Origin of the sequence: Brachybacterium aquaticum, assembly GCF_014204755.1 — a bacterium.
Lineage (GTDB): Bacteria > Actinomycetota > Actinomycetes > Actinomycetales > Dermabacteraceae > Brachybacterium > Brachybacterium aquaticum.
Genome location: NZ_JACHLZ010000001.1, coordinates 2,322,592 through 2,348,526, shown reverse-complemented (window position 1 = coordinate 2,348,526; position 25,935 = coordinate 2,322,592). Strand labels below are relative to the sequence as shown.

The following is a 25,935-nucleotide window of genomic DNA, read 5'->3' as shown; positions in this document are numbered from 1 at the left end:
ACGAACTGGCGAGGGACGAGCCGGGAGGAGCGCAGTCGATCGGGCAAGGACTGAGCGGGCGGAGCCTGAGCGACAGGCGGAGCCTGACCCGCGGCCCCGCTCATCCCTCCAGCAGCCCCAGCTGCTCCTTCAGCGCGAGCATCCGCCCGGCGGACTCCCGCACCCGCTGCTCCTGCTCGGGGGATGCGGCCGCCCACTCCTCGATCGCGTCGACGAGCTGTGCGATGAGGGAGGGGTCGGCGGTGAGGACCGCGTCGCCGCCGGCGGCCAGCAGGCGGGTGGCGCGCTCGGCGACCGGGACGTCCTGCACGGCCTTCGCGGCGCCGATGTCGTCGGTGACCACGAGCCCCTCGAAGCCGAGCGACCCGCGCAGCAGGTCCTGCACCGCGGCGGCGGAGAACATCGCGGGCACCTCCGGCTCGATCCGCGGGTAGATCGCAGAGGACATCATCACCAGCTGCGCGCCGGCTTCGATCCCGGCGCGGAAGGCGCCGAGGAAGGGGTCGTCGGGGCCGGTGATGTCGTCCTCGATCCCCTCGGCGGAGAAGTCGGTGTTCTGCTCCACGCGCCCCAGGCCCGGGAAGTGCTTCAGCGTCGCGCCGATGCCCTGCTCGCCGAGCGCCTCCACGGCGGCGGCGACGCAGTCGCCGACGGCCTCGGGGTCGGTGCCGAAGCCGCGGTCGAGCGTACCCACGGGCTCATTGGCATTGCCGAGGTCGGGGTCGACGACGTCGGCGACGGGGGAGAGTGCGACCTGGATGCCGCGCGCGGCGAGGTCCTCGCCGATGCTCGTGTAGGCGGCGGCGACGGCCTCGAGCCCCTCGGCGCCGAGCTCCTCCGCCGAGGCGGTGCGGCGCGCGGCGTCCCCGCGGAGCATCCGCACCTGCCCGCCCTCCTGGTCCACGGCCACCAGCGGCGGCAGGTCGGGGCGGGACATCGCGGCGGCGTCGGCGACCGTGCGGTCCACCTCCTCCGCGCTCTCCCACACCTGCAGCAGGAAGATCCCTCCTGCGTGGTCCTCGGTGATCACCTCGGGCGGGATCTCGGAGCCGGCCTGGATGCCCACCAGCACCAGCTGTCCGGCGATCTCGCGCGGGGTGAGGTCCTCGAGCAGCATCTCTGCCGCGGTGGGCGGCGGGGTGGTCTCCGGGGTGGTGGTGGCCTCGCCCGTCGGCGTGCCCGCGCCGCTGCTGGCGCCGCCGTCGCTCGACCCGCCGTCCGAGGCGGACGGACCGTCCGGTCCGTCTCCCGTCCCGTCGGCGGAGCAGGCGGCCAGGGCGGCCGCGGGGGCGAGGGCGAGCAGGTGACGTCGTCGCATGCCGCCAGTGTTCCACGCACGCGCCCCCGAGTGCCGAGCGAGACCTGGGCCACGCCGGGACCGTTAGGGTTGCCCCCATGACCCACGCGATCTCCCCGTCGGAGCATCCCCACGCCGCCCGGATCGAGAAGGGCACCGGCACCGCCCTGGCCGGGTGGACCTCCCGGCTGGACGAGGCCGGGGCCCCCGATCTCGACCACACCGCGATCGCACGGATGCTCTCCGAGCGCTGGGACGTGGAGGGCTGGTGGGCGCAGGGCGTCACCGTCGCCTACGAGCAGATCATCGGCCGGCGCGTGGTGGGCCAGAGCTGCGAGGGGGACTTCTCCGCCTCGGCCTCCCGCACCCTGTCGGGCGACCCCGACGCCGTGCGCGACAGCTGGGACGCGTTCATGACCCCCGCGCGCCGCGAGGAGATCGGGCTCGAGGAGCCGACCCTCACCGACACCGCGAAGTGGCGCTACTGGCGCGCCGCGACGACCGACGGCACCCGCCTCTCGGTGAACATCACCGCCAAGGACGAGGGCCGCAGCACCCTCGGGATCGAGCACAAGGGCATCGAGACGGCCGACGGCCGCGACGCCTGGAAGGCCGCGTGGAAGCGCGTCCTCGCCGACTACACCGACCACCTCGCGCAGCAGGCGCAGAAGGACGACGCCCGATGACCAGCACCCCCGCGACCAGCATTTCCGGCCCGCAGCTGCCTGCCCCCGACGGCAGCACTGATCCCCACCTGTGGCTCGAGGAGGTCACCGGCGAGGAGCAGCTGGACTGGGTCCGCGCGCGCAACGCCCGCGCCGAGGCCGAGCTCGACGCCGTCACCGATCCCGCGGGCGCCGACGCCGCGGGCACCGATGCCCCGCTCGCCGAGACCCTGCAGCGCGAGATCCGCGAGATCCTCGACGCCAAGGACCGCATCCCCGGCGTCACCAAGCGCGGCGAGTTCCTCTACAACTTCTGGACCGACGCCGAGCACGAGCGCGGGCTGTGGCGCCGCACCACCCTCGCCTCCTACCGCACCGACGAGCCCGAGTGGGAGATCCTGCTGGACGTCGACGCGCTGAACGAGGCCGAGGGCGAGGACTGGGTGTGGCACGGCGCGCGCCTGCTGCGCCCGGCCGGCGCGGCCGACGGGGAGCCGTACCGCCACGCCCTGATCGACCTCTCCCACGGCGGCTCGGACGCGGACGTCACCCGCGAGTTCGACCTCGAGACCCTCTCCTTCGTCCCCGCGGAGGACGGAGGCTTCGTGCGCCCCGAGGCGAAGGGCTCGCTCGGCTGGATCGACCGCGACACCGTGTGGGTCTCCACCGACTTCGGCGAGGGCACCATGACCAGCTCCGGCTACGCCCGCCAGGCGCGGATCTGGCACCGCGGCACGCCGATGTCCGAGGCGCAGCTGGTCCACGAGGTCGCCGAGTCGGACATGGCCGTGTTCGCCGCCCACGACTCCACCCCCGGCTGGGAGCGGGACTGGGTCATCGAGGCCCACGCCTTCTACGACAACACGATCCATGTGGTCGACCGCTCCGAGGACCCGCCGCTCCTCACCGCCGTGGACGTGCCGCGCGACCTCGAGGCCAACGCCCACCGGGACCTGGGTATCTTCAGCCCCCGCAGCGACTGGGAGGTGGGGGAGTCGACCTACCCGGCGGGCTCCCTCGTGGTCGGCGACTTCGCCCGCTTCCTGGACGGCGAGCCGGACCTCCACATGCTCTTCGAGCCCACGGCGAGCACGTCGCTCGCGGGCATGACCATCACCCGCACGGCCGTGGTGCTCACGATCCTCGAGGACGTCGTGCACCGCCTCGAGGTGCACACCCGCGACGAGCAGGGCCAGTGGGTCAGCCGAGAGCTGTACCCCGAGCTCACCGGCTCGATCGGCGTCGCCGCGGTGGACGCCGAGGAGAGCGACGAGGTGTGGGTGACCGTCACCGGCTTCATCGAGCCGACCACCCTCCTTCTCGGGGACCTCTCCGAGGTCGCGGCCGGCGGCGAGGCCGGGGACCTCGAGGTGGTCAAGGCCGCCCCCGCGCGCTTCGATGCCGAGGGGCTCGAGGTCACCCAGCACTTCGCGACCAGCGACGACGGCACCCGCATCCCCTACTTCGAGATATCCCAGACGGAGCCGGTGGGGGAGAGCGCGGGTGAGGGGGCGGGGGAGAGGTCCGGCGAGCACGATCGTGCGGCCGACGGGCCCGCCGCGCCCCGCCCCACCCTGCTCTACGGCTACGGCGGCTTCGAGATCTCGCTGACCCCGTCCTATCTCGGCGCGATCGGGAAGGCCTGGCTCGAGCGGGGCGGCACCTACGTGCTCGCCAACATCCGCGGCGGCGGCGAGTACGGCCCGGCCTGGCATCAGGCGGCGCTGAAGGAGAACCGCCACCGCGCCTACGAGGACTTCTCCTCGGTCGCGAAGGACCTCGTCGAGCGCGGGGTCACCGACCGCGCGCACCTCGCCGTGCGCGGCGGCTCCAACGGCGGGCTCCTCACCGGCAACATGCTCACCCAGTACCCGGAGCTGTTCGGCGCGGTGATCATCCAGGTGCCGCTGCTGGACATGAAGCGCTACAGCCACCTCCTGGCGGGCGCCTCGTGGATGGCCGAGTACGGCGACCCCGACGGCGAGGACTGGGAGTTCGTGCGCACCTTCAGCCCGTACCACCTGCTCGCCGAGGAGACGGCGCAGGACTACCCGCCCACCTTCGTGCTCACCTCCACCCGCGACGACCGCGTCCACCCCGGCCACGCCCGCAAGTTCACCGCGGCCCTGGAGTCCCTCGGCGCTGACGTGCGCTACTGGGAGAACATCGAGGGCGGCCACGGCGGCGCCGCCACCAACGAGCAGGCCGCCCGCATGAACGCACTGCTGTACACGTTCCTGTGGGACACCATCGGCTCGTCGGCCGTCGAGGATGGGGCCGATGGGGCCGACGGGGCCGACGGGGCCGACGAGGGTCGGGCCGACGGGGCGGACGCGGGGGAGGGCGAGGCATGAGCCCGGCCGGACGGCTCGCGCCCTGGGCGCGTCCGGCGGAGATCATCGAGCGCGCCACCCAGGACGAGCTGCTGCAGATCCGCAACGACCTGATGACGGTGTACCGTGAGGTCTCCGCCGACGGCCCCGAGCTGTTCCCGCTGCGCTACGCCCGGGCCACGCCCCGCCGACCCCGCCGCGCGAAGGTGCCCAGGGGCGCCGTGCCGGTCCCGGCGGCGAAGCCCGAGGTGCCGGTGCTGATCCTGCCCGACGGGCCCGCCCGCGCCTCCGTGCTGCCCTACGACGTGCTGCGCCGCAGCCTCGCCGCGCGCGGCGTGGACGTGCTCATGATGGAGCACCGCGGGGTGGGCTTCTCGCGCCTGGACACGACCGGGAGGGACCTCCCCGCCCGCGCCATGACCCTGCGCGAGGTCATCGGCGACGTGCTCGCGGTGCTAGACCATGCAGGCGCCGAGCGGGCGGCGCTCGTGGGCACCGGCTACGGCGCCTACATCGCCCAGGCCGTCGCCGTGCTGCACCCCGAGCGGGTGCACTCCCTCGTGCTGGACTCGCCGCTTAGCTCCTCGGTCGACGAGCAGATCGCACAGCGCCGACTGCGGGAGCTGTACTGGGACGGTACGGAGCCGACCACCTCCTCGACTGCGAAGGTGCTGCGCCGCCTCGCCGAGGAGGGCCGGGTGGACGTCTCCCGCGCGGGGCCCGTGGTCCTCGCCGTCCACGAGCACGGCGGCCCCGACGCGGTCCGCGACCTCGTGGACCTGCTGGCCGTCGGCCGCGGCGACCTCACCTGGACCAGCGTGCGCCAGGTCCTGAACCAGGGCTGGCTCCAGTCCACCCCCTTCGTGATCGAGCACGACCTGGTGGCGCGGATCCTGCACACCGAGCTCGGGTCCGGCAGCCACGCCGATGGCGGACCGCTCGACCCGCTGATCCTCACCGGGGAGGAGGCGCGCGCCGTGCCGCCCTTCGCCGGGGAGCAGCTGGACCTGCACGCCCTCGCCCCCGCGATCACCGCACCGACCCTCGTCGTCTCCGGCACGCACGACCTCGTCTCCCCGCCCGAGATCTCCCGGGACCTCGCCGCCCGCATCCCCGGCGCCACGCTGCTGGAGATCCCCAGGGCCGGGCACTCGATGCTCGACACCCGCAGCCGGATCCTCCAGATCGCCGCCCGGTGGAGCGCCTGCGACATGGCCCAGCACCTGCCCGCGCACGCCGACCGGCTCGCGGCGCTGCCCGCCTCGGCCACCGACCTCGCCCTCTCCCGCGGCCTGCAGCTCGCCCTCGCGGCCGAGCGCTGGTCGCCCTGGCGGCTGCGCCTGGAGAGCGCCCGCGCGGACCGCGAGCGCGCGACTCTCGAGCGCGCCCAGGTGGACCCCCGCTCCCACCGCGGCCGACGCAACGGCTCCGGCCGCGAGGACCCGGTGTGATGCGCGTCGGACGCTCGGGCGCAGGGGCCCGCGGGGACGTACGCTCCTCCTGACGACACCACGCTCCGACCAGGGGGATCCGATGCAGGAAGAGCGGTCGCTGCGGCGCGCCACGGGGATCCGCAGCAGCCGTCCGCTGCGCTCCTCGCAGCACCTCCTGCGGGGCCTGGCCGTGGCCAGCGTGATCGGCGTCGCCGGCGTGACCGGTCTCGGGGCCGCCGGCATCGGTCCGCTCTCCGCGCTCTCCGGCGCGACCTCGGCCGACGAGGCCCCCGCGCCCGCGGCGGCGAAGACCGAGACCCCTGCTGCCTCCGACGGAGGTGGCGCGCCCGTTCCCGCCGTCACCCCCTCCGCGACCCCGTCGGCCGAGGAGTCGCCCTCGGCGACCCCGACGCCCACGCCGACGGAGGCCCCGGCGACCGAGGAGGCCGCACCCACCGAGGAGACCACGCCGACCGAGGATGCCTCGGAGAGCACCGCGCCGGTCGCGGAGGAGACCTCCGAGCCCGCGACGAGCCCGAGCGGGGACCGCAGCGGCGCGGAAGGCTCCGGCAGCTCCTCGGGGACCGGCGGGAACGGAAGCTCCAGCGGGTCGAGCGGTTCCGGGTCCTCAAGCGGTGGCCGCGGCGGCTCCGGCTCGTCCGGCGGCTCGAGCAGCGGCGGTTCCGGCAGTGGGGGTTCCGGCAGCGGTAGTTCGAGCAGCGGCGGGTCCGGGAGCGGTGGTTCGAGCAGTGGCGGTTCGAACAGCGGTGGCTCCGGCAGCGATGGATCGAGCAGCGGTGGATCCGGGAGCGGCGGCTCGGGCAGCGGCGGCGACGGATCGTCGACGCCCGCCCCGTCGGACCCCGGCCCGAGCTCGCCGGCGCCGAGCGCACCCGCGGAGCCGGGCGACTCCGGGGAGCCGTCCACCACGCCGGGCGAGCCCGGCCCGTCGGACCCCGCGCCGGGGGAGCCGACCGCTCCCGATGCCTCGGGCCAGGACGGCTGAGCGCAGCGACAGCTGCGGAGGGGCACGGTTGCTGCTCTGCGCGCCCGGGGCTCGCGCTACGGCCGGCAGGCGACCGTGAACCCGCCCTCGTCGTACACCGTCTCGTAGGTCGCGGCCCAGCGCTCCTCGGCCCAGACCGCAGGATCCGCCGGCGGCATGCCGTTCCAGGAGAAGGCGTACCAGTCCGAGAGGATGCAGTCGGGCACCCGCTGGTTCGGGCCGTGCAGCCACTGCACGTCGTGGTCGGGGACCGCCTGGGCGAGCAGGGTGATGTCCGCGGCGAGGACCGCGCCGTCCGGCACCGCCTCGAGGGCGCCCTCTGCGGGCTCGGCCCGCCAGGTCAGCTCCCAGCTCGAGGGCCGTACCACGTCCAGCAGCGGCAGCTGCGGGCCGAGCAGCAGCGTCACCGCGGCGGACAGCGCCACCGCCGCGCGGCGCACCGTCCGGCCCGGGCGCGGCGCGTCCGTGCGCAGCAGCGAGGTCGCCAGGCCCGTGCGACGGTCACCGAGCGCGTCGAGCATCGCTGCCAGCGCGATCGGCATGAGCACCGCGTTGTAGTGCCAGTACCAGTCCCAGTAGAACTCGACCGTGCCGGTGAAGCGCCAGGCGAGGGTCGGCAGCATCAGCCAGATCAGCGGGGAGCGGGCGCCGATCACGCCCGCGAGCACGATCAGCATGAGCACGGTCAGCCACTTCACCGGCGGCCACACCACGTCCAGCGGGGAGCCGAGGTTGTCGGTGTAGTCGTACTGCCCGGCGGTGTTCAGCGCCGGCAGGATCACGAAGGTCGCCACCACGAACCAGGCCGCGCCCCAGGCGGCCAGTGCGGCGCCGACCGGGCGGTACTCCCGCCCGCGCAGCGCGATCACCAGGCCCAGCACCGCGACCGTCAGCCCCAGGTCCTCCTTGACCAGCACCAGCGGCGCCGCCCACAGCGCCGCGGCGAGCACCCGGTCCCGCAGCAGGGCGGTGAGGGCGAGGGCCAGCAGCGGCACGGCCAGCGCGATCTCATGGAACTGCACGGCCGCCGCGGACTGCAGCCCGAAGGAGAACACGTACGCGGCGCCCGCGACGCTGCCGAGCCCGGGGCCGAGCCGGTCGATCGCCAGTCGCGTCAGCGGGATCGCGGAGAGCCCGAACAGCGCCGCCTGCGTCCACAGCAGCGCCTCGGGGTCGGGCCACACCCACCACACCGGGGCGATCAGCGCCAGCAGCGGGTGGAAGTGGTCGCCGAGGAGGTTCACCTCGTCGCCCTTGATCGACACGATCGGGGCGCGCAGCTCGCCGTAGGCGCGCAGCAGCTGGGTGAAGATGCCCAGGTCCCAGGAGGCGGCCACGAGGTTGCGCAGCTGGAGGTGGCCGAGCAGCCCGTAGGCGGCGGTGGCGAGCAGGGCGAGGGTGGGCGGGACCCAGCGGCGGGCGCGCACGGTGCGGCGCGTGTCAGCTGCGGCAGCCGCGTCGGCCGCGCCCTTCTCGGGGTCGGGGCGCGCCGGCGTCACAGGGGTGTCGGCCTGGGGATCCACCCGACGAGGGTAACCGGCGCTCTCGCCCTCAGACCGCGACGATCACCTGCACCACGATGATCTTCACGACGATCCCCATCGCGTACAGCGCGGAGTAGCCGGACTCGGTGCGCTCGTCGTCCACGAGCGAGTCGACGTGGCTGAGCAGCACCGGCTGACCCACGAAGCCCGCCATCGCCCCGGCGGTGCGCGGGGCGGACAGCCCCAGCACCCTCCCGAGCGCCCAGAACGCCGCGAGTCCCAGCAGCAGCACGACGGCGGCGGTGAGGGCGACCGCGAGACCGGTGAGGGTGAAGGCCTGGGAGGCGAAGGCCTGACCGCTGGAGAGGCCCACGGCGGCGAGGAAGAGCACCAGGCCCAGCTGGCGGATGGTGAGGTTCGCGGCCGCCGGGATGGTCCACACCAGCGGTCCGGTGCGCTCTAGCCGTCCCAGCACCAGGCCCACGAGCAGCGGCCCGGCGGCGCTGCCCAGGGCGAGCGCCGCCCCGCCCGGCAGCGGAAGGGTCAACAGCCCCAGGCCCACGCCGATCGCGACGCCGAGGCCCGCGCTGCCGAAGTCGACCTCGGTGACGCGCTTCTCCGAGTCGCCGAGCAGGCGCCGGGCGTCCTTGAGCCGCTCCCGGGGCAGGACCACCCGCACCCGGTCGCCGAGCCGGAGGGTCATGTCCGGCATCGCCAGCAGGTCGCGGTCGCCGCGGCGGATGCGGGTGATGATCCCGCCGAGCCGGGCGGGGACGCGCAGCTCGGCGACGGTGCGTCCGGCGATGCGGGGGTCGGAGACCACGTAGCGGCGGTGGTCGACGACGGAGCGCTCGTCGGCCAGGTGACGCGCAGAGCGGTGGCCGAGGGCCTCGGCGGCGGTGCGCACCGCGTCCGGGATCCCCACCAGCACCATGAGGTCCCCGCGCTCGAGGTCGTCGTCCGGCTGTGCGACGCGCATCGCGCCGTCGCGCAGCAGGTAGGACATGCGCACCTGGCCGTCGGAGCGGCCCGGGGTCACGGCGATGCCGGGGATGTCCTTGATCCGCATCGGATGCTCCACGTGGACGGTGATGTCCAGCAGTCCGCCGGCCGAGAGCGGCTCGGGGTCCTTGGTGCCGGGCAGAGGGCGCCGCGCCACGACGGTCAGCACCATCATCGCCACCAGCACGCCGACGGGATAGGCGATCGCATAGCCGACGGCCGGCGCGGTCGCGCCGTCCAGGGCGGAGGTCGCTGCGGCCAGTGCCGGGGTGGTGGTGAGCATGCCCGCGAAGAGGCCCCCGACGATCCCGGGATCCAGGCCCAGCACCTTCCCGGCGGTGAGCGTCAGCGCCCCGACGAGCACCAGGAGCACCGAGGCGCCGGCCAGCAGCGGGGTCTGGGTGCGCAGGTCGCGGAAGAAGGAGCCGCCCGCCGCGAGACCGATCGTGAACACGAACAGGGCCAGGCCCACGGACTGCACGAGCCCCAGCCCCTCGCCGAGGCGCGGGTCCAGCGCCCCGATCGCGAGACCGACGAACAGGGCGCCGGCCGCGCCGAAGCGCACCGGTCCGAGCCTCACCGAGCCCAGCAGTGAGCCCAGCGAGACCACCAGGAACACGGTCAGCAGGGGCGAGGACGCGAGCACGTCGAGCATGGTCGAAGGCTAGTGCCGGGGCCCGCGCGCAGGAAGGACCCCCGGCCCTCGCGCAGGCTCGGAGCGGATCCCGCGGGGGCCCCGTCGGCCGCCCCGTGGGCCGACCCTGTGGGTCGCCCCTGTAGGACCCCCAGGACCCTCGCGGCCGGGACCCAGCGGCCCCGTCGGTCGGGGACCTAGACTTCCGCCATGACCTCGCTGTCCGCCCCGCGGCTGCGCCGGGCCGCCGCCGCGGCGGCCGCGGCTGGAGCCGCCGGCGCGCTGACCCTCGTGGAGCACCGCCGCCTGGGCCCCTGGGCGCACGGCGCCTACCGGATCGGGGTCGCGGCGTTCACCGGGGCGCTCGCCGCCGGCACCTCCCACCCCGAGTCCGCGCTGCTGGACCCGGCCCGCGAGGGGATCGTCACCGGCGGCGTGACCCTGGGACTGATGGACGTGCTCGAGCGGGTGGACGGCGCGGTGGTCGACGGGCTGCAGAAGCTCGGCGTGCCCCACCCCCGGCCCGTCCTCGCGGTGCTCGGCGCCGCGGGCGCCGCCGCCATGGTCGCGCTGCCGAGCCTCGCCGAACTCGCCCCGCACGGCCGCTCGGTCGAGGAGATGTTCGACCAGCCGGACTCCTCGGAGCTGCCCGGGGAGGTCGCGGCGCTCATCGAGGCCCTCCTCGCCGATCCGCCGGAGGGCCCCGCCCCCGCGGGCGCCGAGGCGCTGCGCGCGCAGCTTCCCCGCACCCGGGTGCTGGACCCGGGCTACGCGGGAGCGGACGTGACCCTCCACGTCGAGGAGCCCGAGCGCCTGGCCGTGCCGCGCCAGCAGACCTGGCCCGTGACCGGGCACTTCCGCCGCGGCGCGATCGGCTACGCCCTCATGCTGCACATCCACGAGGGCCGGCTCTCGATGCTCTCCGTGATGGTCCCGGGCGACGAGCCCCGCCTCGAGCACGCCCTGGAGATGCTGGCGCTGCCCGGCTTCGTGCTCCCCGGGCCCGAGGAGATCACGCTCGCGCGGGAGACCGAGACGCCCTGAGGCGCCGGCGGTCCCGAGGCGCCGGCAGTCCTGACGCGGAAGCGGTCCGGAGACGCACCCTCGAGGAGTACCGCTCGGCAGATTACGCATCGGTAACGGCAGAGACCGTTTTCCCGGGAACGGCGGCGGTGGGTTGGATCACATGATGAAATGCCGGAGGCGATGCACCCCGGTCCCCCGGAAGCGCAATGACGCGCGCACCGCGCACTCCCCCTCCCTGAAGGACGATGACCATGCCCCTGCACAGATCAGATCTGCCCCGACCCCGCGGAGCGCTCGCCGCGACCGCCGGTGCCGCGCTCGTCGCGGGCCTGCTCGCGACCCCTCCCGCACTCGCCGACGGTGCGGGGCCGGAGCTCCTCGGCACCGCCTCCGACCTGGGCGTGGACGTCACCCCGCCGCAGGAGGTCATCGACGCCGGGCAGACCCCGATCTCCGGCCGCTGGCTCGTCGAGGTCGAGGGCGACCCGACGCTGCGCGGCGGCTCCGCCACCTCCGCCGAGAACTCCCAGAAGAAGGTGCGCGAGCGCGCCGCGGCCGCGTCGATCCCGCTCGAGGTGCAGGAGACCTTCACCTCGGGCTGGAACGGCATGTCGGTCGCGATGGACGACGCCGACGTCGAGAAGCTCCGCGCCGTCTCCGGCGTCCGCGCCGTCTACCCCGTGCTCGAGGTCCCTGCACCCGCTCCCGTCGACGCGACCCCGCAGGACGTCAACGCCAACGACATGACCGGCGTCAGCCAGGTCCAGCAGGTCGACGGCCTGAACGGCCAGGGCGTCACCGTCGCCGTGATCGACTCCGGCATCGACTACAACAACCCCGACCTCGGCGGCTCCGGCGTCAACGACGAGACCGCGGACTTCCCGGGCACCCGGGTCGTGGGCGGCTACGACCTCGTCGGCGACGACTACGACGCCAGCAAGGGCCTGGCCCCCGTGCCCGACCAGTACCCCGACGACTGCGGCGGCCACGGCACCCACGTCGCGGGCATCATCGGCGCCCACGGCGAGGTGATCGGCGTCGCCCCGAAGGTCGACCTGCTCTCCTACCGCGTCTTCGGCTGCAACGGCTCCAGCGACACCGAGATCATCCTCGAGGCCATGGAGCGGGCGATGGAGGACGGCGCGGACGTGGTCAACATGTCCCTCGGCGCCTCGTTCATGACCTGGCAGGACTACCCGACCTCGCAGATGAGCGACCTCCTGTCGGCGAACGGCGTCACCATGGTGATCTCCGCCGGCAACGAGGGCGAGTCGGGCACCTTCTCCAGCGGCTCCCCGGGCGTGTCCGCCTCCGCGATCACCGTCGCCTCCGTGGACAACGCCGTCCGGCAGTCGCCCTACGGCACCGCCGCCGGCGCTCCGCGCGCCTACAGCGCGGCCAGCGGCGCCCCGCAGCCGCCCACCTCCGGCGAGCTCGCGCTCGTCTCCGCCGGTGCCCCGGACACCGACGCGGCCCGCGCCTGCGACCCGTCGGCCGTCACCCCCGCCACCGGCCCCGGCCAGGCGCTGCTGATCGAGCGCGGCGTGTGCTCCTTCCGCGAGAAGGCGCTCGCCGGCGAGCAGGCCGGCTACGACGCCGTCATCCTGTACGACAACCAGCCCGGCGCGGTGAACCCCACCGTCGAGGGCGATCCGGCCCTGACCATCCCGGTCGTCATGCTCACCCAGGCCGACGGCCTCGCCCTGCAGGAGGCGCTCGCCGCCGGCGCCGTGACCTGGACCTGGGAGTCCGACACCACGAGCCTGGAGAACGAGACCGGGGGTCTGGTCTCGGACTTCTCCTCCTACGGCCTGACCGCCGAGCTGCAGCTCAAGCCCGACATCGCCGCCCCCGGCGGCTCCATCTGGTCCACCCTCCCGCTCGAGGAAGGCGGCCACGGCTCGATGTCCGGCACCTCCATGGCGGCCCCGCACGTGGCCGGCGCCGCGGCGCTGCTGCTGCAGGCCCGTCCGGAGCTGTCCCCGCAGGACGTCAAGACCGCGATGATGAACTCGGCCGATCCGCTGACCTGGTCGCTCATCACTGACATGGGCTACCTCGAGCCGGTCCACCGCCAGGGCGCGGGCCTGCTGAACATGGTCGGCGCTGTCCACGCCACCACCCGCGTGGAGCAGCCGTCCATCTCGCTCGGCGAGGGCGAGGCCGGACCGAAGTCCGTCACCCTCACCGTCACCAACGACTCCGACGTCGAGAAGACCTACGACGTCGGCGTCCAGGACGGCATCGCCACCGGCGCCCCGACCTCGGACCCGGCCTTCTACGACGCCCCGGCGACCTTCGAGTCCTCGGCGACGACGGTCACCGTCCCCGCCAACGGCTCCGCGGACATCACCGTCACGATCGGCGAGGACTTCGGCGAGGACGGCATCATCTACGGCGGCTGGGTCACCCTGACCGGCGCCGACGACGACCTCGTGGTCCCCTTCGCCGGGCTGTCCGGCGACTACCAGGCCCTCGCCGCCTTCGACGACATGGGCATGGACCTGCCCACCCTCGGCGCCAGCACCGGCGACGGGTACATCGGGTTCGTCCGTGAGGACGGCCACACCTACACCATGAAGAACGGCGACGTGCCCTACCTCGTCTACGGCTTCGCCTACCCGGTCGAGCGGGTGGAGATCACCGCCTACGAGGTCGGCAACAAGGGCAAGCTCAAGAACGTGAACCCCTCCGTGGGTACGATCGTGGCGGAGGACCACCTGGGCCGCTCGCCGGAGCCGGAGATCTGGACCTGGGACGGCAGCTACGCGCTGAAGAACGACAAGTCCAAGTTCGTCAAGGACGGTGAGTACGTCCTGGAGATGAAGGTGCTGCGCGCCCTCGGCGATCCGAAGAACCCCGCGCACTGGGACACCTACACCTCGCCCACGTTCACCGTGAAGTACTCGGAGAAGCCGAAGCCCGGGTCCCACTGATCCCGAGCTGACCGCAGGTGCCTGACGGCAGGTGCCTGACCGCCGCAAGGGCGGCCGTTCCCGATAGGGGACGGCCGCCCTTCGCTGTGTCCGGGACGATCTGCAGAAAGGGGCCTCTCAGCGGACGGTGCGATGAATATCGTCACGGCGTGCGCCCTGACACCCTTTCTGCAGGCGGCGCCGCGCCTCGGACAGGTGCCGCAGACAGGCTCAGCCCAGCGAGCAGGCCACCCCGTTGAAGCCGTGGTTGCAGTAGCCGCCGGGGTTCTTGGCGAGGTACTGCTGGTGCTCGGGCTCGGCGGTGTAGTACTCACCGTTGCCGGCCTCGGCCAGCGGTGACAGCTCCGTCGTGATCGCACCGCGGCCGGCCGCGTCCAGCGCCTGCTGGTAGCTCTCGGCGGAGGCGCGGACGATCTCGCCCTGCGCCTCGGTGGTCCAGTACACGGCGCTGCGGTACTCGGTGCCCACGTCGTTGCCCTGCCGGTTGGCGGTGGTGGGGTCGTGCTGCTGCCAGAACTCAGTGAGCAGGGCGCGCAGGGTCTCCTCGCCGCCGGTGTAGATCACGCGCACCGCCTCGGCGTGGCCGGTGCGGGCAGAGAAGACCTCCTCGTACGTGGGGTGCGGGGTGTATCCGCCCGCGTACCCCGCGGAGGTGGTGTGCACGCCGGGGATCTCCCAGGCGATCCGTTCGATGCCCCAGAAGCAGCCGCCGGCGAGGATCAGCTCCTCGGAGCCTGCGGGCCAGGGGCGGGGGTCGGTCGGGGCGTCGGGGCCGAGCATGTCGGTGCCGAGCACGAGGTGCTCCCGCGCGAGGGGATAGGGGTAGCCGGGCCGGCCCTCGAGGGCGTCCTCCGGCGCGACCATGTCCTTCTTGTGCGCGTACAGGAGGTCCATCATCTGCCACATGTCCGCCACGGTAGTCCTGCGCGGCGTGCGATGGCAGGGCGCCGCGAGGCTTCTCACGGCCGGCCGACGGGCCCGCCCGGGGTGCGGGGCAGCACCGCGATCAGCAACCCGATCGCCGCGAGGGTGCCGAGCACCATCGCCCAGGCGCCGAGCTGCACCCCGGCGAGCAGCAGCACGAGCCCGCCGAGCAGCACGGTGAGGGCGAGGACCGCGACCATACCGCGGCCGGCGAGGCGCCAGGCGGAGCCCTCGAAGCGGCCGTGCGGGGGCAGCGTCGCGGCGAGCGCCGAGGCGGAGTGGGCGAGCAGCAGCAGGAGCCCGGTCCCGGCGGCGCGCGGCACGGACGGGTCCCCGAGGGTCGCCAGCCCCACGAGCGTCGCGAGCGGTCCGATCAGGGCGAGGTCGCTGTCGGGGTGTCGCAGCTGGAGCAGCACGGCGAGGGCGACGCACAGGGTCACGAGCGCCGAGCCCAGGTGCCAGGAGGCGCCGGGGCCGAGGGTGAGCAGCAGTGCGGCGATGCTCGTCGTCGCGCCGGTCAGCCGCAGCAGCCACTGGGTGCCGCTGACGGTGCGCAGCACGAGCAGCCGCTCCGCGAGCGGGTCGACGAGATGGGCGAGGCGCATCAGGACCTCCTCCGTCGCGGGGCGGAGCGGGCGGCGCTGAGGGAGAGCAGCACCGGGGCGAGGGAGGAGGGGCCCTCCCACGCGGTGACCGGCACCCCGGCCTCGCGCAGCTCGCGCACGGTCCGCTGCCGCAGCTGGCGCCGCAGCGCCCACGCCTCGGGCCAGAACCGGTCCGGGGCGGAGCCCTCGTAGGCGACGGGACGGCCGCGCAGCACGGAGAGGTCCCCGATGCTGGGCGGGAGCGTGTCCACCACGAGCACGTCCGCGCCGTGGGCGACGAGCACCCCGATCTGCTCGAGGACGTCCTTGCCGAGCAGCGGCGTGCACACCACGGTGAGGGTGCCGGGGCGGACGGTGCGCAGGCGGCGCACGGGCCGGTGTGCGCCGTCGTCGCGGCCCGCGCGGGACAGGGCGGCGGTGAGCACCCGCAGCTGGCGGGGTCCGGAGCCGGCGGGGACCGGGCCGATGAGGTGGCCGAGGTCGAAGACCGCCACGCGGTCCCCGGCGGTGAGGTGGTGGCGGGCGATCGCGGTGGTGGCGCGGATCGTCATGTCCAGGCTCGTCGGCGCGTCCTCGCCCGCCCACGGGGCAGGGGCGACGTCGACGGTGGTGTCGGTGACGATGAGGACCTCGGTGTCCTGCTCGGTGAAGGTCGCGTTGGTGTGCAGCTCGCCGGTGCGGGAGGTGATGCGCCAGTTCAGACGGTGCAACCGGTCGCCGGGCCGGAACGGCCGCACCTCGGACAGGGCGGTGCCGTCCCCGCGGCGGCGCGAGAGGTGCGCGCCGCTGATCCCGATCGGGGTGGGGACCTGCACCGGACCCTCGAGCACGCTCGAGGAGGGCAGGACCTGCACGTCGGCCGCGGGCAGGACGCGCTGGGCGCGGTGGGCGCCGAGCGGATCGGCGACCAGCACGTGCACGGGGCCGAGGCGGATGCGGCCCCAGCGTCGGGCGGTGACGCGCAGCGTGGCCTCCCCGTCCCCGGCGACGGCGCCGTGGCGCGGGGCGAGGTGCGCATCCGGCGGCAGCGGCACGGTGACGGCGGTGAGCAGGCCCGGCGCGGCGGTGACGGTGAGGGAGGTGGTCGCGCCCTCCTCGAGGACGCGCCGGCCGACGCGCAGGGTCGGGGCGGGCACGTCGGCCGCCTGCCCGCTGGCCGCTCGTCCGTCGGCCGGTCGTCCACCGGCCGCTCGCCCGGCCGGCCCGGCCCCGTCGGCCGACGCGCGCACGAGCCGCAGCGCCTGCGCGAGGAGCGCCCAGCTCAGCAGCGGCAGCCCGGCCAGCAGCAGGGCCGGGCGGCCCAGCAGCACGGCGAGCAGCAGCGCGACGACGCCGACGACGCCGGCGCGCACGAGCGCTGCGGAGGGACGGGAGGTCATGACCGGGCGGGCTCCTGGCCGGAGTGCGGCGAGGCGGCGCCCGGCTCCTGCGCGGCGGCACCCGGCTCCTGGGCGGCGGGGACCGGGACCTGGGCGAGCACCGCGTCGACCACGCCGGCGCCGCTCGCGTTCTGCAGCCACAGCTCGGGCTTGACGGTGACGCGGTGGTCGAGCGCGGGATGGGCGAGGGCCTTGACGTCCTCGGGCACCACGTAGGTGCGACCGCGCAGCACGGCGAGGGCGCGGGCGCAGGTGATCAGTGCCAGGGTGCCGCGCGGGGACGCGCCGACCAGGGCGTTCTGATGCGTGCGGGTCGCCCCGACGATCTCCACGGCGTAGTGGCCGACCGCGTCCTCGACGTGGACCTCCTCGACGGCGGCCTGCACGCCGAGCAGCCCCGCGGCATCCAGCACCTGCGGCACGGTCTGCTCCTCGCGTCGGCGGTCCAGGCGGCGGGAGACCACGTCCCACTCCTGCGCCGGGTCCGGGTAGCCGAAGGACAGCCGCAGCAGGAAGCGGTCCAGCTGCGCCTCGGGCAGGGGATAGGTGCCCTCGTGCTCGATGGGGTTGGCGGTCGCCAGGACGTGGAAGGGGCGGGGGAGCGGGCGGGTGGTGCCCTCGACGGAGACCTGCCGCTCCTGCATCGCCTCGAGCAGGGCGGACTGGGTCTTCGGCGGGGTGCGGTTGATCTCGTCGGCCAGCAGCAGCCCCGTGAACACCGGGCCCGGCCGGAACACGAACTCGCCGGTGCGCTGGTCGAACACCTCGGCGCCGGTGAGGTCCGCGGGCAGCAGGTCGGGGGTGAACTGGGCGCGGGTGAAGGGCAGGCCGAGCGCCTGGGCGAAGGAGCGGGCGGCGAGAGTCTTGCCCAGGCCCGGCAGGTCCTCGAGCAGGACGTGGCCGCCGGCGAGGATGCCGGTGAGCACCAGCTCGAGCGCCTCACGCTTGCCGACCACGGCCGTCTCCACGGCGTCCAGCACCGCGTTCGCGGCGGCGGTCGCCTCCGCGGGGGCCATCGGGCCGACGGGCGCGGGCGCGGGCTCGGGATCGGGGGCGGGCATCTCGTGCGGGGTCGCGGTCATCTCTCCCTCTCCTCGCGCGCGGCGAGCTGGTGCAGGTAGCGGTGCAGGGTGCGGCGGTCGATGGGGCCGACGGGGTGGGCCTCGGCGTCGGGCTCGCGGGCGGTCGCGATGAGGCGTGCGAGGTCCGGCGGCAGGGGCGGGGCCTCCGGGTCGCGCTCGCGCTCCTCGGCGATCTCGCCGAGCGTGCGGGCGAGGGCCCGGGAGGTCATCCGCCGACGGGGCTGGGCGCCGTGGACGGCCTCCTCCAGACGCCGCACGGTCGTGTCCTGGGCGTGGGGGAGGGCGTAGTCGGCGTCGAGGTCGAGGGCGGGGGCGTCCAGCTGGTCGTCGTGGTCCACGCCGCGGTCCAGCAGCCAGGACCCGGCCCCGGCGACGAGGGCGAGGGAGACCGGCAGAGGCCAGGGGATCCGCAGCCCGGCGATCCCGGCGACGGCCACCACGGCGATCGCGAGGACCAGGAACAGCGCCGTGCGCAGCAGGAGGGAGCGCAGCTCGCGGCGGGTCATCGGGTGCTCCTCATCGAGTGCTTCCCGTCTCGAGCGCGGCGGTGAGCCGGTCCAGGAGGGTGAGGGCCCGGTCGCGGTCCGCCTCGGTGAGCGGCTGCGGGTCGAACAGCGCCCGGCGGTACAGCCCGGCGAGCTCCTCGAGCGCCGCCCGGTCCAGGGCCAGCGCGCCGAGCACGGCGAGCACGAATTCGAGGGTGGTCTGGGCGGGGTCGCGGCGCACCCCGGCCTCGGCGATCGCCCGTTCCAGGGCGAGCCACGCAGCGATCACCGCGTCCTGCGCGTCCAGGAGGGTGGACAGGTGCTCCCGCGCGGTCTCCAGGGCGGTGCGTGCCTGGCCGGGGGTGAGTTCGGGCTCCTCGCCCGACGGGTCGGCGAGCGGGGTGCGGGGGCGGGCGAGGGCCCGCAGTCGCAGCGCGATCCACACCGCCAGCAGCAGCACCACGACCCCGGCCGCGATCAGCACGACGAGCAGAGCCGTGCCGGTGCCGGGCGGGTCCGGGGGCGCGGTGGTGAGGTCGGAGGTGGCCCAGTCCGGCTCCTGGTACCGCTCCCGTCCGGGCCTCCAGCGGTAGGTGCCCTCGGTCCCGCCCGCCCAGGTGCCGATCGGGTCGCGGCGGGCGGCGGCGCCGAGGGCGACCAGCGCGATCCCGGCCGTGGACAGCAGCAGGAGCAGCGCCGCGCGCCACCGCCCGAGCGGGGTCCCGGTGGTGCCGGCGGTGTCGGTCTCGTCGCGGTCCGGGAGGGCGACGTCGGTCCGGGTGTCGGTCCTGCGGCGGTGCGGGTCCTGCGGCGTGGAGGTCATCGGAGCGCGGCCGCCCTCAGCCGGCGTCCTGGCCGGAACCGGCGCCGGTGGGGTCCGTGTGCGGGGAGGCGACGACCACGGACTGCTCCCCGTCGATGCGGGTGAGGATCAGGGTCGCCTTCTCTTCGCCGAAGCGGCGGGGGCGCAGCTTGCGGCGCAGCTCGTCGGGCTCCACGGCGGTGCCGCGCTTCTTGATCTCCAGCACACCGAGGCGGTGCTCGCGCAGGTAGGAGGTCAGGCGCTTCAGCCCGAAGGGCATCACGTCCCGCACCGCGTAGCCGCGGGCGAAGGGGGTGGTCACCCGGCGGTCGGCGGTGAGGTAGGCGATCGTGGGGTCCAGGGTGCGGGCGTCCAGGCGGGCCGCGAGCTCGCCGATCAGCCCGGCGCGGATCACCGCCCCGTCGGGCTCGTAGAGGTGGTCGCCGAGCGGGCCGGGCTCGGGATCGCCGGGGGCGTCCGCGCGGCGGTCCATGCGGTGCGCGCCGCTGCGGTCCACGAGCACCGCGGAGGAGCCCACGCCCTCGCGGGCGAGCGGTCCGCACCACGCGGTCGCCTCGAGCACCTGGCCGTGGAAGCTCAGCCACTGCACCTCGACGTCCTCGGGCAGCGCGGCGCGGTCGATGCCGGGGCCGAGCTTCGCACCGAGCGGCCCCGCCTGCCCGTCCCTGCCGAGGCGCCGGGCGAGCTCGAGCACGGCCGACAGCGGCGGCTCGTACTCCTCGGGGTCGTGCAGGCGCCGAGAGCCGCCGCGGGCGGGGGCGCGCCGGGCGGGGTCCAGCCAGATCCCCTCAGTTACCCAGGGGTCGTGCCCCTCGGCCCGGCCCAGGTGCGCGGTGGCGTTCGGGAAGGGCAGCAGGTTCACGGTCGCGACGGCGACGGTGACCGGGTCGCGGTCCACGGCCCGGACCTCGAGGCCGAGGCCCGCCATCGCCATGGAGTCCCCGCCGATCCCGCAGCCGAGATCCGCGACCGAGGCGACCCCGGCGCGCTGGAAGCGCTCGGCGTGCATTGCCGCGACCGGCAGACGGGTGGCCTGCTCGAGGCCGTGCGGGGTGAACAGCATGCGCGAGGCGAACTCGCCGAACTTCTCGGCACCGCGGGCGCGCAGACGCGACTGGGTGAGCACGGCGGAGACCAGCTCGGGCGAGTGCCCGGCCTCCCGCAGGCGGGCGGCCTGGCGCAGCGAGTCCTCCTCCTTGTAGGGAGGCAGGGAGTTCAGCAGCGCCCACCCGGCGGGCTGCAGCACCGGTTCCAGGGCGCGCAGGGCCGCCTCGGCGTCGTCGGGGGAGGGGTCGGGCATGACCAGCAGACTACCCGTCGGTCGCCGCGGTCCGGACCGGCCGGGACGGGGTTCCGAGGCGGGGTGCCGAGGCGGGGTGCCGGGGCGGGGTCTCAGGCGCGGGCGTCCAGGACGATCTTGCCGCGGGTGTGGCCGTCCTCGAGGAGGCGATGCGCCTCGTCGATCTGCGCGAGCGGCAGCACCTCGGAGACCTCCAGCGGGAACCGTCCCGAGCGGATGCCCTGGGCGAGCTGGTCCAGGCGGTCCCGGCCCGTGACGAGCTGCGGGATCCGCGCCTCGATGCCGCGCTCGAGAGCGGGGGAGAGGTCGGCGAGGGAGGGCAGGGCGACGATGCGCCCACCCGGCGCGAGCACGTCCAGGCTCGGCAGGAAGGTGTGGTGGTAGTGGGTGTCGAGCACGACGTCGACCCCGTTCCCGTCGGTCGCGTCCATGATCGCCTGGATCCAGTCGGTCTCGTCGTAGGCGATGGGCTGCGCGCCGAGCTCGCGGATCCGCTCGGCGTTCACGGCCCGGCCGGTCGCATGGACCACCGACGCCCCCGCCTCGAGCGCCATCGGGATCAGCAGCTGGCCGACGCCGCCGGTGCCGCCGTGGACCAGCACGCTCTGTCCGGGCTCGACGCGGGCGGCGTCCTGCACGGTCGCGATGGCGGTGAGGCCGGCGAGGGCAAGGCCCGCCCAGCGCGGCAGGTCCTCGTCGGGCACCTCCCCGGGGATCGGGGCGAGGTCGTCGGCGCTGATGGCGATGACCTCCGCCGCCACGCCGCGGCTGTCGCCCATGCCGCGCATGCCGAACACTCGCGTGCCGGGGGTGAGGCCGCGGGAGCCCAGCTCCGCCTCGTCCAGGCCCGAGCCCGCGCCGATGACCACGCCGGCCATCTCGCGGCCGGTCCCGGCGGGCAGCTCGAGGTTCTTCGCGCGGCCGGAGGAGCCGTCGCGGATCTTGAAGTCCAGCGGGTTCAGGCCCACGTAGGAGACCTCGACCAGCACCTCGTCCGGGCCCGGCTCGGGGGTCGGGGCGTCGGTGTGCAGGGTGAGGACCTCGGGGCCGCCGAAGCTGTCGAATCGGATCTCGCGCATGACCCCATGATGCACCGCGAGCCTGACTGCGGACCATGACGTCCCTGGCGGATCGCTGGGTGCGGGGCGGGAGCGCAGGGGCGCGGGGGAGGGGCGGCGGGGCGGCGCGCCACGCTGCGGGACACCCGGCGGCGGGCGATGGGGGAGGATGTCGGGAGCGCCCCTCGCCGTCGTCCTCGCGCGCGCCCTCGCCGTCGTCCCTCCAGGAGCACCATGCCCGCCGACCGTCCCTCGCCCCGCCAGTGGCGCGAGCAGCTGCTGGCCGCGATCGCGCCGCCCCGCACCGTCCGGACGGTCCCGCTCGAGCAGGCGCGCGGACTCGAGCTCGCGGCACCGGTGCACAGCCCCGCCCCGGTGCCCTCCGCACCGATCGCCGCGATGGACGGCTTCGCCGTGCGCCGCGCGGACCTCACCGCCCCCGGCGCCACCACCCTCCCGGTCGCCTCCGAGCTCCCCGCCCGTCCCGGCGCGGTGCCCGAGCACGTCCCGGGCACGGCGACCCGCATCATGACCGGCGCGCTCGTGCCCCTCGGCGCGGACGCCGTGGTCGAGGTCGAGCGCAGCGACTCCGACCCCTTCGGCCCGGCCCCGTCGGCCGTCACCCTCACCCTCGACGCCCTCCCTCCCGAGAACCGGCACGTGCGCGGCATCGGCGAGGAGGTCGCGGACGGCCAGCTCCTCGCCGACGCCGGGGACCTCGTCGGCGCCGGGCTCATCGGCCTCGCCCGCACCCTCGGCATCCAGGAGCTCGCGGTGCGGGCGCCGCTGCGGGTAGCGGTCGTGGTCACCGGCGACGAGCTCGCCGACCCCGCGAACGAGCAGGCCCCGGAGCAGGCACAGGTTGCCGGGACCGTCCGCGAGTCCAACGGCGCGATGCTCGCCGCGGCGCTGCAGGCCGACGGGGCCGACGTCCTCCCGCCCCGACGCGGCAGCGACGACCCGGAGCGGCTGCGCACCCTGCTCGCCGAGGCCGCGGAGGATGCCGACCTCGTGATCACCACCGGCGGCATCGGCCACGGCGCCTTCGACGTGGTCAAGGCCCTGCTCGGCGAACGCGGTGAGGGCACGTCCCGCTTCGCGCACGTCGCCCTGCGCCCCGGCGGCCCCCAGGGGTACGGGCACCTGCCCGGCGGCACCCCCGTCATCCATCTGCCCGGCACGCCCGTCGGCGCGCTCGTGGGCCACCACCTGTTCGTGCGCCCGCTGCTCGTGGGGGAGCGCGCCGCGCCGCGCCGTGTGCTCCTCGGCGACACCTCCTCCGAGGGGAGCCTGCGCCCCGGCGCCGTGCACGCGCTCGCCGGGCGTCTGCGCCGCGACGAGGCGGGCCGCGAGGTCGTGGACCTCGTGCCCGGTCGACGCCTCGCCCCCTACGGACGGGCCGACGCGCTCGTGCTCCTGGACGGGGACGCGCAGGTCGGCGACGGGGCTTCGGCCGACAGGCTCGCGCACACCGCCCTAGTCATCCCGCTCCCGGCCTGAGAGGCGGGAGGGTGCCGCTCGACTACCGTGGGCCCATGCCCTCCGCGCCCGAGCCGTCCGACGCCGCCACGCCAGAACCGCCCGGCGTCCCCGACCCGTCGGGTGCCCCCGGTCCGTCGGGCGCGACCTCGCCCGACCCGTCGGGCGCCTCCCGCCACTCCGGCACCTCCGGCACTGCCGCCGCCTCCGACGCGACCCCGGCGATCATGCTCCGCCCCCGTGGGGCGACGGTGCTGTGCATCGTGGTGGGGCTCATGGCGCTCGGGCTCACGCTGGACGCCGTGCTCCGGGCCGGCTGGGAGGGTGTGTTCGCCCTGCCGGTGCTGCTGCTCATCGCGGCGCTGGTGTGGATGGTGCTGTGGCGTCCGCGGGTGCTGGTGCGGCCCGACGAGGTCGAGGTGCGCAACGTCTTCGTCACCCACCTGATCCCCTTCGCCGTGGTCGAGCAGGTGCGGCTCGGGGCGATGCTGCGCCTGGACGTCGCGACAGACAAGGGGGCCCGCACGATCACGGCATGGAACGCACCGGGCATCGGCCGCGACAACCCGCTGCGCCGTCAGGCGGTGCTGCGCGAGCAGGATCTGCGCGGACGCCGCCTCACTGCCCCTGAGCGACTGGTCCACGACCAGGAGCGCTCCCGCTCCGCCGTGGTCGTGGACGCGTTCGAGGCCTGGCGCGAACAGACTGCGCTGCGGGCCCGCGCCGGGAAGCGCGGGACGGGGACGGACGCAGCCGGTGGGACGGACGCCGCCGCGGCCGGGGCCACCGCCGGCACCGGATCGGGGCAGGCCATGGTCACCCGCCCCAACGTGCTCGAGATCGCCGTGGTCGCGGTCTGCCTGGCCCTCGCCGGCCTGCGCGTGCTCCTCTGAGCCGGCTCGGCAGGCTGGTCAGGCCGCCGCGACGGGATGGGGCCGTGCATTCGCGGGCGGTTTACGACAAGGCTCGCGCGTAGGGCGCCTGCAGTGTGCCAGGGCGCCAGCAATCGCCAGAGCGCCAGTGAATGCCGAGCCGTGGCCCTGTTTCCCCGGCCCAGCCCCTCAACCCCAGACACCCCGGCCCAGCCACCACGAAACGTCCCCGCAGACGCCAGGAGGGGCCGGACCGCCGCAGCGGTCCGGCCCCTCCGGGGATCAGAGGATCAGGCGGAGATGCCGACCTGGGTCCAGTCGGTGGTCTCGAACAGCGAGGCACCGGTGTTCACCACGCCCTGCTTGATCGCCACGATGTTCGGCGTCGCGTAGAGCGGGATGATCGCGAAGGACTCGGCGATGATCGTCGAGATCTCGTTGGCGACCTTGTGGCGCTCGTCGACGTCGAACGCGGCCTTGATCTGCTCGTTGAGCGGGCCGAGGCGGTCGTCGGCGAAGTTGGTGAAGTTCTGGCCCGAGTCGAGCGGGTAGACCAGGTTCACTGAGGACGACTCGGGGTAGGCGGTGCCGACCCACGAGAAGGTCACCATGTCGAAGGACTTCGGCATGACGTAGTCGGGGAAGTAGCCGTCCGACGGGACCGTCTGCAGCTCGACGTTCATGCCGATCGCGTTGAGGTTGGTCTGGACCTGGCGGGCGCGGTCGGAGTTCGACTTGGTGTCCGCCGGGATCACGATGGACAGATCCAGGGTCTTGCCGTCCTTGGTGCGCTTGTCGCCCTCGAGGGCCCAGCCGGCTTCGTCGAGCAGGGCGCCCGCGGCCTCGGCGTCGAACGTCAGCCCGCCGAAGGAGTCCTCGTAGCCGTCCTGGCCGGGCATGTACACGAAGTTGTCGACCAGCACGATCGGTGCCTCGAGCGGGCCCACCACGGCGCGGCCGATGGCGTCGCGGTCGATGCCGCGTGCGATCGCCTCGCGCACCTTCACGTCCTCCAGGGCACCGCCGCCGCCCTTGACGTTCAGGGTGAGGTGGGTCCAGGTCAGACCGCCGGAGGTCTGGATGTTGGCGTCCGAGCGGGTCTTCGCCTGGGACAGCACGTCACCGGTGCCCACGTCCAGCCAGTCGATCTCGCCGTTGGCGAAGGACTGCGGCTGGGTGGTCTGGTCCACGACCTGGAAGATCAGGGACTCGAGCTTCGGGGCGCGGCCCCACCACTCGGGGTTGCGCTCGAGGGTGACCACGCCGCCGGAGGTGTCGAGGTTCGCGACCTTGAACGGGCCCTTGCCCGGGGTGGGCTCGGAGGCGTAGCCGGTGTTGAAGGTCTCCGGGTCCGCGTACACGGCGGCCGGGGCGACCGGGTGGAGCACGGTGATCCAGTCGATGAAGGGGCTGGCGAAGGTGATCGTCGCGGAGTACTCGTCGTCGCCCTGCTCGATCGACTCGATCTGGTCCCAGCCGACGGTCGAGACGACGAGGAACTCCTCGTTGGAGCCGTTGAGCGCCTTCCACGCGGCGATGAGGTCCGCGACGACGATCGGGTCGCCGTTGTCCCACTTCGCGTTGGGGTTGTACTTCACGGTCACGACCTGCGGGTCCTCGCTGGTCAGCTCCGCGGACTCGATGTAATCGGGGTTGAGGGTCTTCTCGCCCGCCTCGTCGATGCTGATCTCCGCGCCGGCGCCGCACGGGGCAGCGATCTCGGTGGTGTCGGCGTTGTTGCCGTCGACCTGCTCGCGGTTCCAGTTGGCGGGGAACGTGAGGATGGCCTTCTTCAGGGTGCCGCCGTCGGGGACCTCGTCGTAGTCCATGCGCTCCCAGGCGGTGCCCGGCAGTTCGCTCTGCTCCTCAGCGGCCTGCGAGTTCTCCTCGGCGGCCTGGGACTGCTGCTCCTCTGCGGTCTGCTGTCCGCCGCAGGCGGCCAGCGCGGCGGCGGAGCCGACCACGCCGGTGCCGGCGAGGAAAAGACGACGAGTGCTCGTGATCTTCATGGGGTTCTCTCTTCCTGGTGAGGTGTGCAGCTGTGCACGGGGGTCTCGGGTCCTGCGGGGTGGGTACTGCGGATCGGGGAGACGATGGGTGGAACTCGGGGCG

The 25,935-nt window shown here is 74.5% G+C and carries 20 protein-coding genes; 8 read left to right on the top strand and 12 right to left on the bottom strand.

Features of this window, described 5'->3' with window-relative positions:
* Positions 1-100 precede the first annotated feature (100 nt).
* The gene (locus tag HNR70_RS10515) at positions 101-1,318 is read right to left on the bottom strand and encodes a glycoside hydrolase family 3 N-terminal domain-containing protein (protein ID WP_184325615.1); all 1,218 of its coding nucleotides are present in this window, start codon (positions 1,316-1,318) and stop codon (positions 101-103) included.
* A gap of 77 nt (positions 1,319-1,395) precedes the next feature.
* On the opposite strand from HNR70_RS10515, the gene HNR70_RS10510 reads away from it, so the two are divergent.
* The 4 genes from HNR70_RS10510 (at position 1,396) to HNR70_RS10495 (ending at position 6,734) form a co-directional block, all read left to right on the top strand.
* Positions 1,396-1,983 carry a hypothetical protein gene (locus HNR70_RS10510; RefSeq protein WP_184325614.1) on the top strand — a complete coding sequence of 196 codons (588 nt, stop codon included), beginning with the start codon at positions 1,396-1,398 and terminating at the stop codon, positions 1,981-1,983.
* Entirely contained in the window at positions 1,980-4,316 is a 2,337-nt protein-coding gene (locus HNR70_RS10505; protein WP_184325613.1) for a prolyl oligopeptidase family serine peptidase, read from the top strand. The genes HNR70_RS10510 and HNR70_RS10505 overlap by 4 nt, the downstream gene beginning before the upstream one ends.
* Positions 4,313-5,746, top strand: a complete 1,434-nt coding sequence (locus HNR70_RS10500; RefSeq protein ID WP_184325612.1) for an alpha/beta fold hydrolase — start codon at positions 4,313-4,315, stop codon at positions 5,744-5,746. The genes HNR70_RS10505 and HNR70_RS10500 overlap by 4 nt, the downstream gene beginning before the upstream one ends.
* Before the next feature lie 82 nt (positions 5,747-5,828).
* A complete protein-coding gene (locus HNR70_RS10495; RefSeq protein WP_184325611.1) occupies positions 5,829-6,734 on the top strand; it encodes a hypothetical protein in 906 nt (301 codons plus the stop codon).
* Positions 6,735-6,790: 56 nt separating this feature from the next.
* On the opposite strand, the gene HNR70_RS10490 is transcribed toward HNR70_RS10495, so the two are convergent.
* Both HNR70_RS10490 and HNR70_RS10485 read right to left on the bottom strand, forming a co-directional pair.
* Positions 6,791-8,257: a DUF2079 domain-containing protein gene (locus HNR70_RS10490; RefSeq protein WP_312857638.1), complete on the bottom strand. Its 1,467-nt coding sequence runs from the start codon at positions 8,255-8,257 to the stop codon at positions 6,791-6,793.
* 28 nt (positions 8,258-8,285) lie between these two features.
* Positions 8,286-9,875 (bottom strand): aspartate-alanine antiporter-like transporter, encoded by a 1,590-nt coding sequence (locus tag HNR70_RS10485; protein WP_184325610.1) that lies wholly within the window; start codon positions 9,873-9,875, stop codon positions 8,286-8,288.
* Positions 9,876-10,064: 189 nt separating this feature from the next.
* Between HNR70_RS10485 and HNR70_RS10480 the strand changes: the two genes are divergently transcribed.
* Positions 10,065-10,898, top strand: a complete 834-nt coding sequence (locus HNR70_RS10480; RefSeq protein ID WP_184325609.1) for a hypothetical protein — start codon at positions 10,065-10,067, stop codon at positions 10,896-10,898.
* Between the two features lie 233 nt (positions 10,899-11,131).
* Positions 11,132-13,816, top strand: a complete 2,685-nt coding sequence (locus tag HNR70_RS16230; RefSeq protein ID WP_221421123.1) for a S8 family serine peptidase — start codon at positions 11,132-11,134, stop codon at positions 13,814-13,816.
* A gap of 210 nt (positions 13,817-14,026) precedes the next feature.
* On the opposite strand, the gene msrA is transcribed toward HNR70_RS16230, so the two are convergent.
* The 8 genes from msrA to HNR70_RS10435 form a co-directional block, all read right to left on the bottom strand.
* A complete protein-coding gene (gene msrA / locus HNR70_RS10470) occupies positions 14,027-14,722 on the bottom strand; it encodes a peptide-methionine (S)-S-oxide reductase MsrA (protein WP_184325607.1) in 696 nt (231 codons plus the stop codon).
* Positions 14,723-14,775: 53 nt separating this feature from the next.
* A complete protein-coding gene (locus tag HNR70_RS10465) occupies positions 14,776-15,345 on the bottom strand; it encodes a hypothetical protein (RefSeq protein WP_184325606.1) in 570 nt (189 codons plus the stop codon).
* Positions 15,345-16,724, bottom strand: coding sequence for a DUF58 domain-containing protein (locus tag HNR70_RS10460; RefSeq protein ID WP_184325605.1), 1,380 nt, complete (start codon positions 16,722-16,724; stop codon positions 15,345-15,347). The genes HNR70_RS10465 and HNR70_RS10460 overlap by 1 nt, the downstream gene beginning before the upstream one ends.
* The gene (locus tag HNR70_RS10455) at positions 16,721-17,806 is read right to left on the bottom strand and encodes an AAA family ATPase (RefSeq protein WP_376768821.1); all 1,086 of its coding nucleotides are present in this window, start codon (positions 17,804-17,806) and stop codon (positions 16,721-16,723) included. The genes HNR70_RS10460 and HNR70_RS10455 overlap by 4 nt, the downstream gene beginning before the upstream one ends.
* Complete coding sequence (locus HNR70_RS10450) at positions 17,803-18,312, bottom strand: hypothetical protein (RefSeq protein ID WP_184325604.1); 510 nt, start codon at positions 18,310-18,312, stop codon at positions 17,803-17,805. The genes HNR70_RS10455 and HNR70_RS10450 overlap by 4 nt, the downstream gene beginning before the upstream one ends.
* A 10-nt stretch (positions 18,313-18,322) precedes the next feature.
* Positions 18,323-19,114 (bottom strand): DUF4129 domain-containing protein, encoded by a 792-nt coding sequence (locus tag HNR70_RS10445; RefSeq protein ID WP_184325603.1) that lies wholly within the window; start codon positions 19,112-19,114, stop codon positions 18,323-18,325.
* Positions 19,115-19,130: 16 nt separating this feature from the next.
* Positions 19,131-20,414 (bottom strand): class I SAM-dependent methyltransferase, encoded by a 1,284-nt coding sequence (locus tag HNR70_RS10440; protein WP_184325602.1) that lies wholly within the window; start codon positions 20,412-20,414, stop codon positions 19,131-19,133.
* Positions 20,415-20,506: 92 nt separating this feature from the next.
* The gene (locus HNR70_RS10435; protein ID WP_184325601.1) at positions 20,507-21,493 is read right to left on the bottom strand and encodes an NADP-dependent oxidoreductase; all 987 of its coding nucleotides are present in this window, start codon (positions 21,491-21,493) and stop codon (positions 20,507-20,509) included.
* A gap of 213 nt (positions 21,494-21,706) precedes the next feature.
* On the opposite strand from HNR70_RS10435, the gene HNR70_RS10430 reads away from it, so the two are divergent.
* Together HNR70_RS10430 and HNR70_RS10425 are read left to right on the top strand one after the other, a co-directional pair.
* On the top strand, positions 21,707-22,972 hold the full coding sequence (locus HNR70_RS10430; RefSeq protein ID WP_184325600.1) for a molybdopterin molybdotransferase MoeA: 1,266 nt from the start codon (positions 21,707-21,709) through the stop codon (positions 22,970-22,972).
* 35 nt (positions 22,973-23,007) lie between these two features.
* On the top strand, positions 23,008-23,844 hold the full coding sequence (locus HNR70_RS10425; protein WP_184325599.1) for a hypothetical protein: 837 nt from the start codon (positions 23,008-23,010) through the stop codon (positions 23,842-23,844).
* Positions 23,845-24,113: 269 nt separating this feature from the next.
* Here the strand turns inward: HNR70_RS10425 and HNR70_RS10420 are convergent, their stop codons facing one another.
* The gene (locus tag HNR70_RS10420) at positions 24,114-25,832 is read right to left on the bottom strand and encodes an ABC transporter family substrate-binding protein (RefSeq protein ID WP_184325598.1); all 1,719 of its coding nucleotides are present in this window, start codon (positions 25,830-25,832) and stop codon (positions 24,114-24,116) included.
* Positions 25,833-25,935 lie beyond the last annotated feature (103 nt).

Bases quoted from the DNA above. Each gene is read 5' to 3' on its own strand.
- HNR70_RS10505 (WP_184325613.1), top strand. From the start codon at position 1,980: ATGACCAGCACCCCCGCGACCAGCATTTCCGGCCCGCAGCTGCCTGCC.
- HNR70_RS10510 (WP_184325614.1), top strand. From the start codon at position 1,396: ATGACCCACGCGATCTCCCCGTCGGAGCATCCCCACGCCGCCCGGATC.
- HNR70_RS10435 (WP_184325601.1), bottom strand. From the start codon at position 21,493: ATGCGCGAGATCCGATTCGACAGCTTCGGCGGCCCCGAGGTCCTCACC.
- msrA (WP_184325607.1), bottom strand. From the start codon at position 14,722: ATGTGGCAGATGATGGACCTCCTGTACGCGCACAAGAAGGACATGGTC.
- HNR70_RS10440 (WP_184325602.1), bottom strand. From the start codon at position 20,414: ATGCCCGACCCCTCCCCCGACGACGCCGAGGCGGCCCTGCGCGCCCTG.
- HNR70_RS10480 (WP_184325609.1), top strand. From the start codon at position 10,065: ATGACCTCGCTGTCCGCCCCGCGGCTGCGCCGGGCCGCCGCCGCGGCG.
- HNR70_RS10430 (WP_184325600.1), top strand. From the start codon at position 21,707: ATGCCCGCCGACCGTCCCTCGCCCCGCCAGTGGCGCGAGCAGCTGCTG.
- HNR70_RS10465 (WP_184325606.1), bottom strand. From the start codon at position 15,345: ATGCGCCTCGCCCATCTCGTCGACCCGCTCGCGGAGCGGCTGCTCGTG.
- HNR70_RS10455 (WP_376768821.1), bottom strand. From the start codon at position 17,806: ATGACCGCGACCCCGCACGAGATGCCCGCCCCCGATCCCGAGCCCGCG.
- HNR70_RS10445 (WP_184325603.1), bottom strand. From the start codon at position 19,114: ATGACCTCCACGCCGCAGGACCCGCACCGCCGCAGGACCGACACCCGG.
- HNR70_RS10420 (WP_184325598.1), bottom strand. From the start codon at position 25,832: ATGAAGATCACGAGCACTCGTCGTCTTTTCCTCGCCGGCACCGGCGTG.
- HNR70_RS10495 (WP_184325611.1), top strand. From the start codon at position 5,829: ATGCAGGAAGAGCGGTCGCTGCGGCGCGCCACGGGGATCCGCAGCAGC.
- HNR70_RS10500 (WP_184325612.1), top strand. From the start codon at position 4,313: ATGAGCCCGGCCGGACGGCTCGCGCCCTGGGCGCGTCCGGCGGAGATC.
- HNR70_RS16230 (WP_221421123.1), top strand. From the start codon at position 11,132: ATGCCCCTGCACAGATCAGATCTGCCCCGACCCCGCGGAGCGCTCGCC.
- HNR70_RS10485 (WP_184325610.1), bottom strand. From the start codon at position 9,875: ATGCTCGACGTGCTCGCGTCCTCGCCCCTGCTGACCGTGTTCCTGGTG.
- HNR70_RS10460 (WP_184325605.1), bottom strand. From the start codon at position 16,724: ATGACCTCCCGTCCCTCCGCAGCGCTCGTGCGCGCCGGCGTCGTCGGC.
- HNR70_RS10425 (WP_184325599.1), top strand. From the start codon at position 23,008: ATGCCCTCCGCGCCCGAGCCGTCCGACGCCGCCACGCCAGAACCGCCC.
- HNR70_RS10450 (WP_184325604.1), bottom strand. From the start codon at position 18,312: ATGACCCGCCGCGAGCTGCGCTCCCTCCTGCTGCGCACGGCGCTGTTC.
- HNR70_RS10515 (WP_184325615.1), bottom strand. From the start codon at position 1,318: ATGCGACGACGTCACCTGCTCGCCCTCGCCCCCGCGGCCGCCCTGGCC.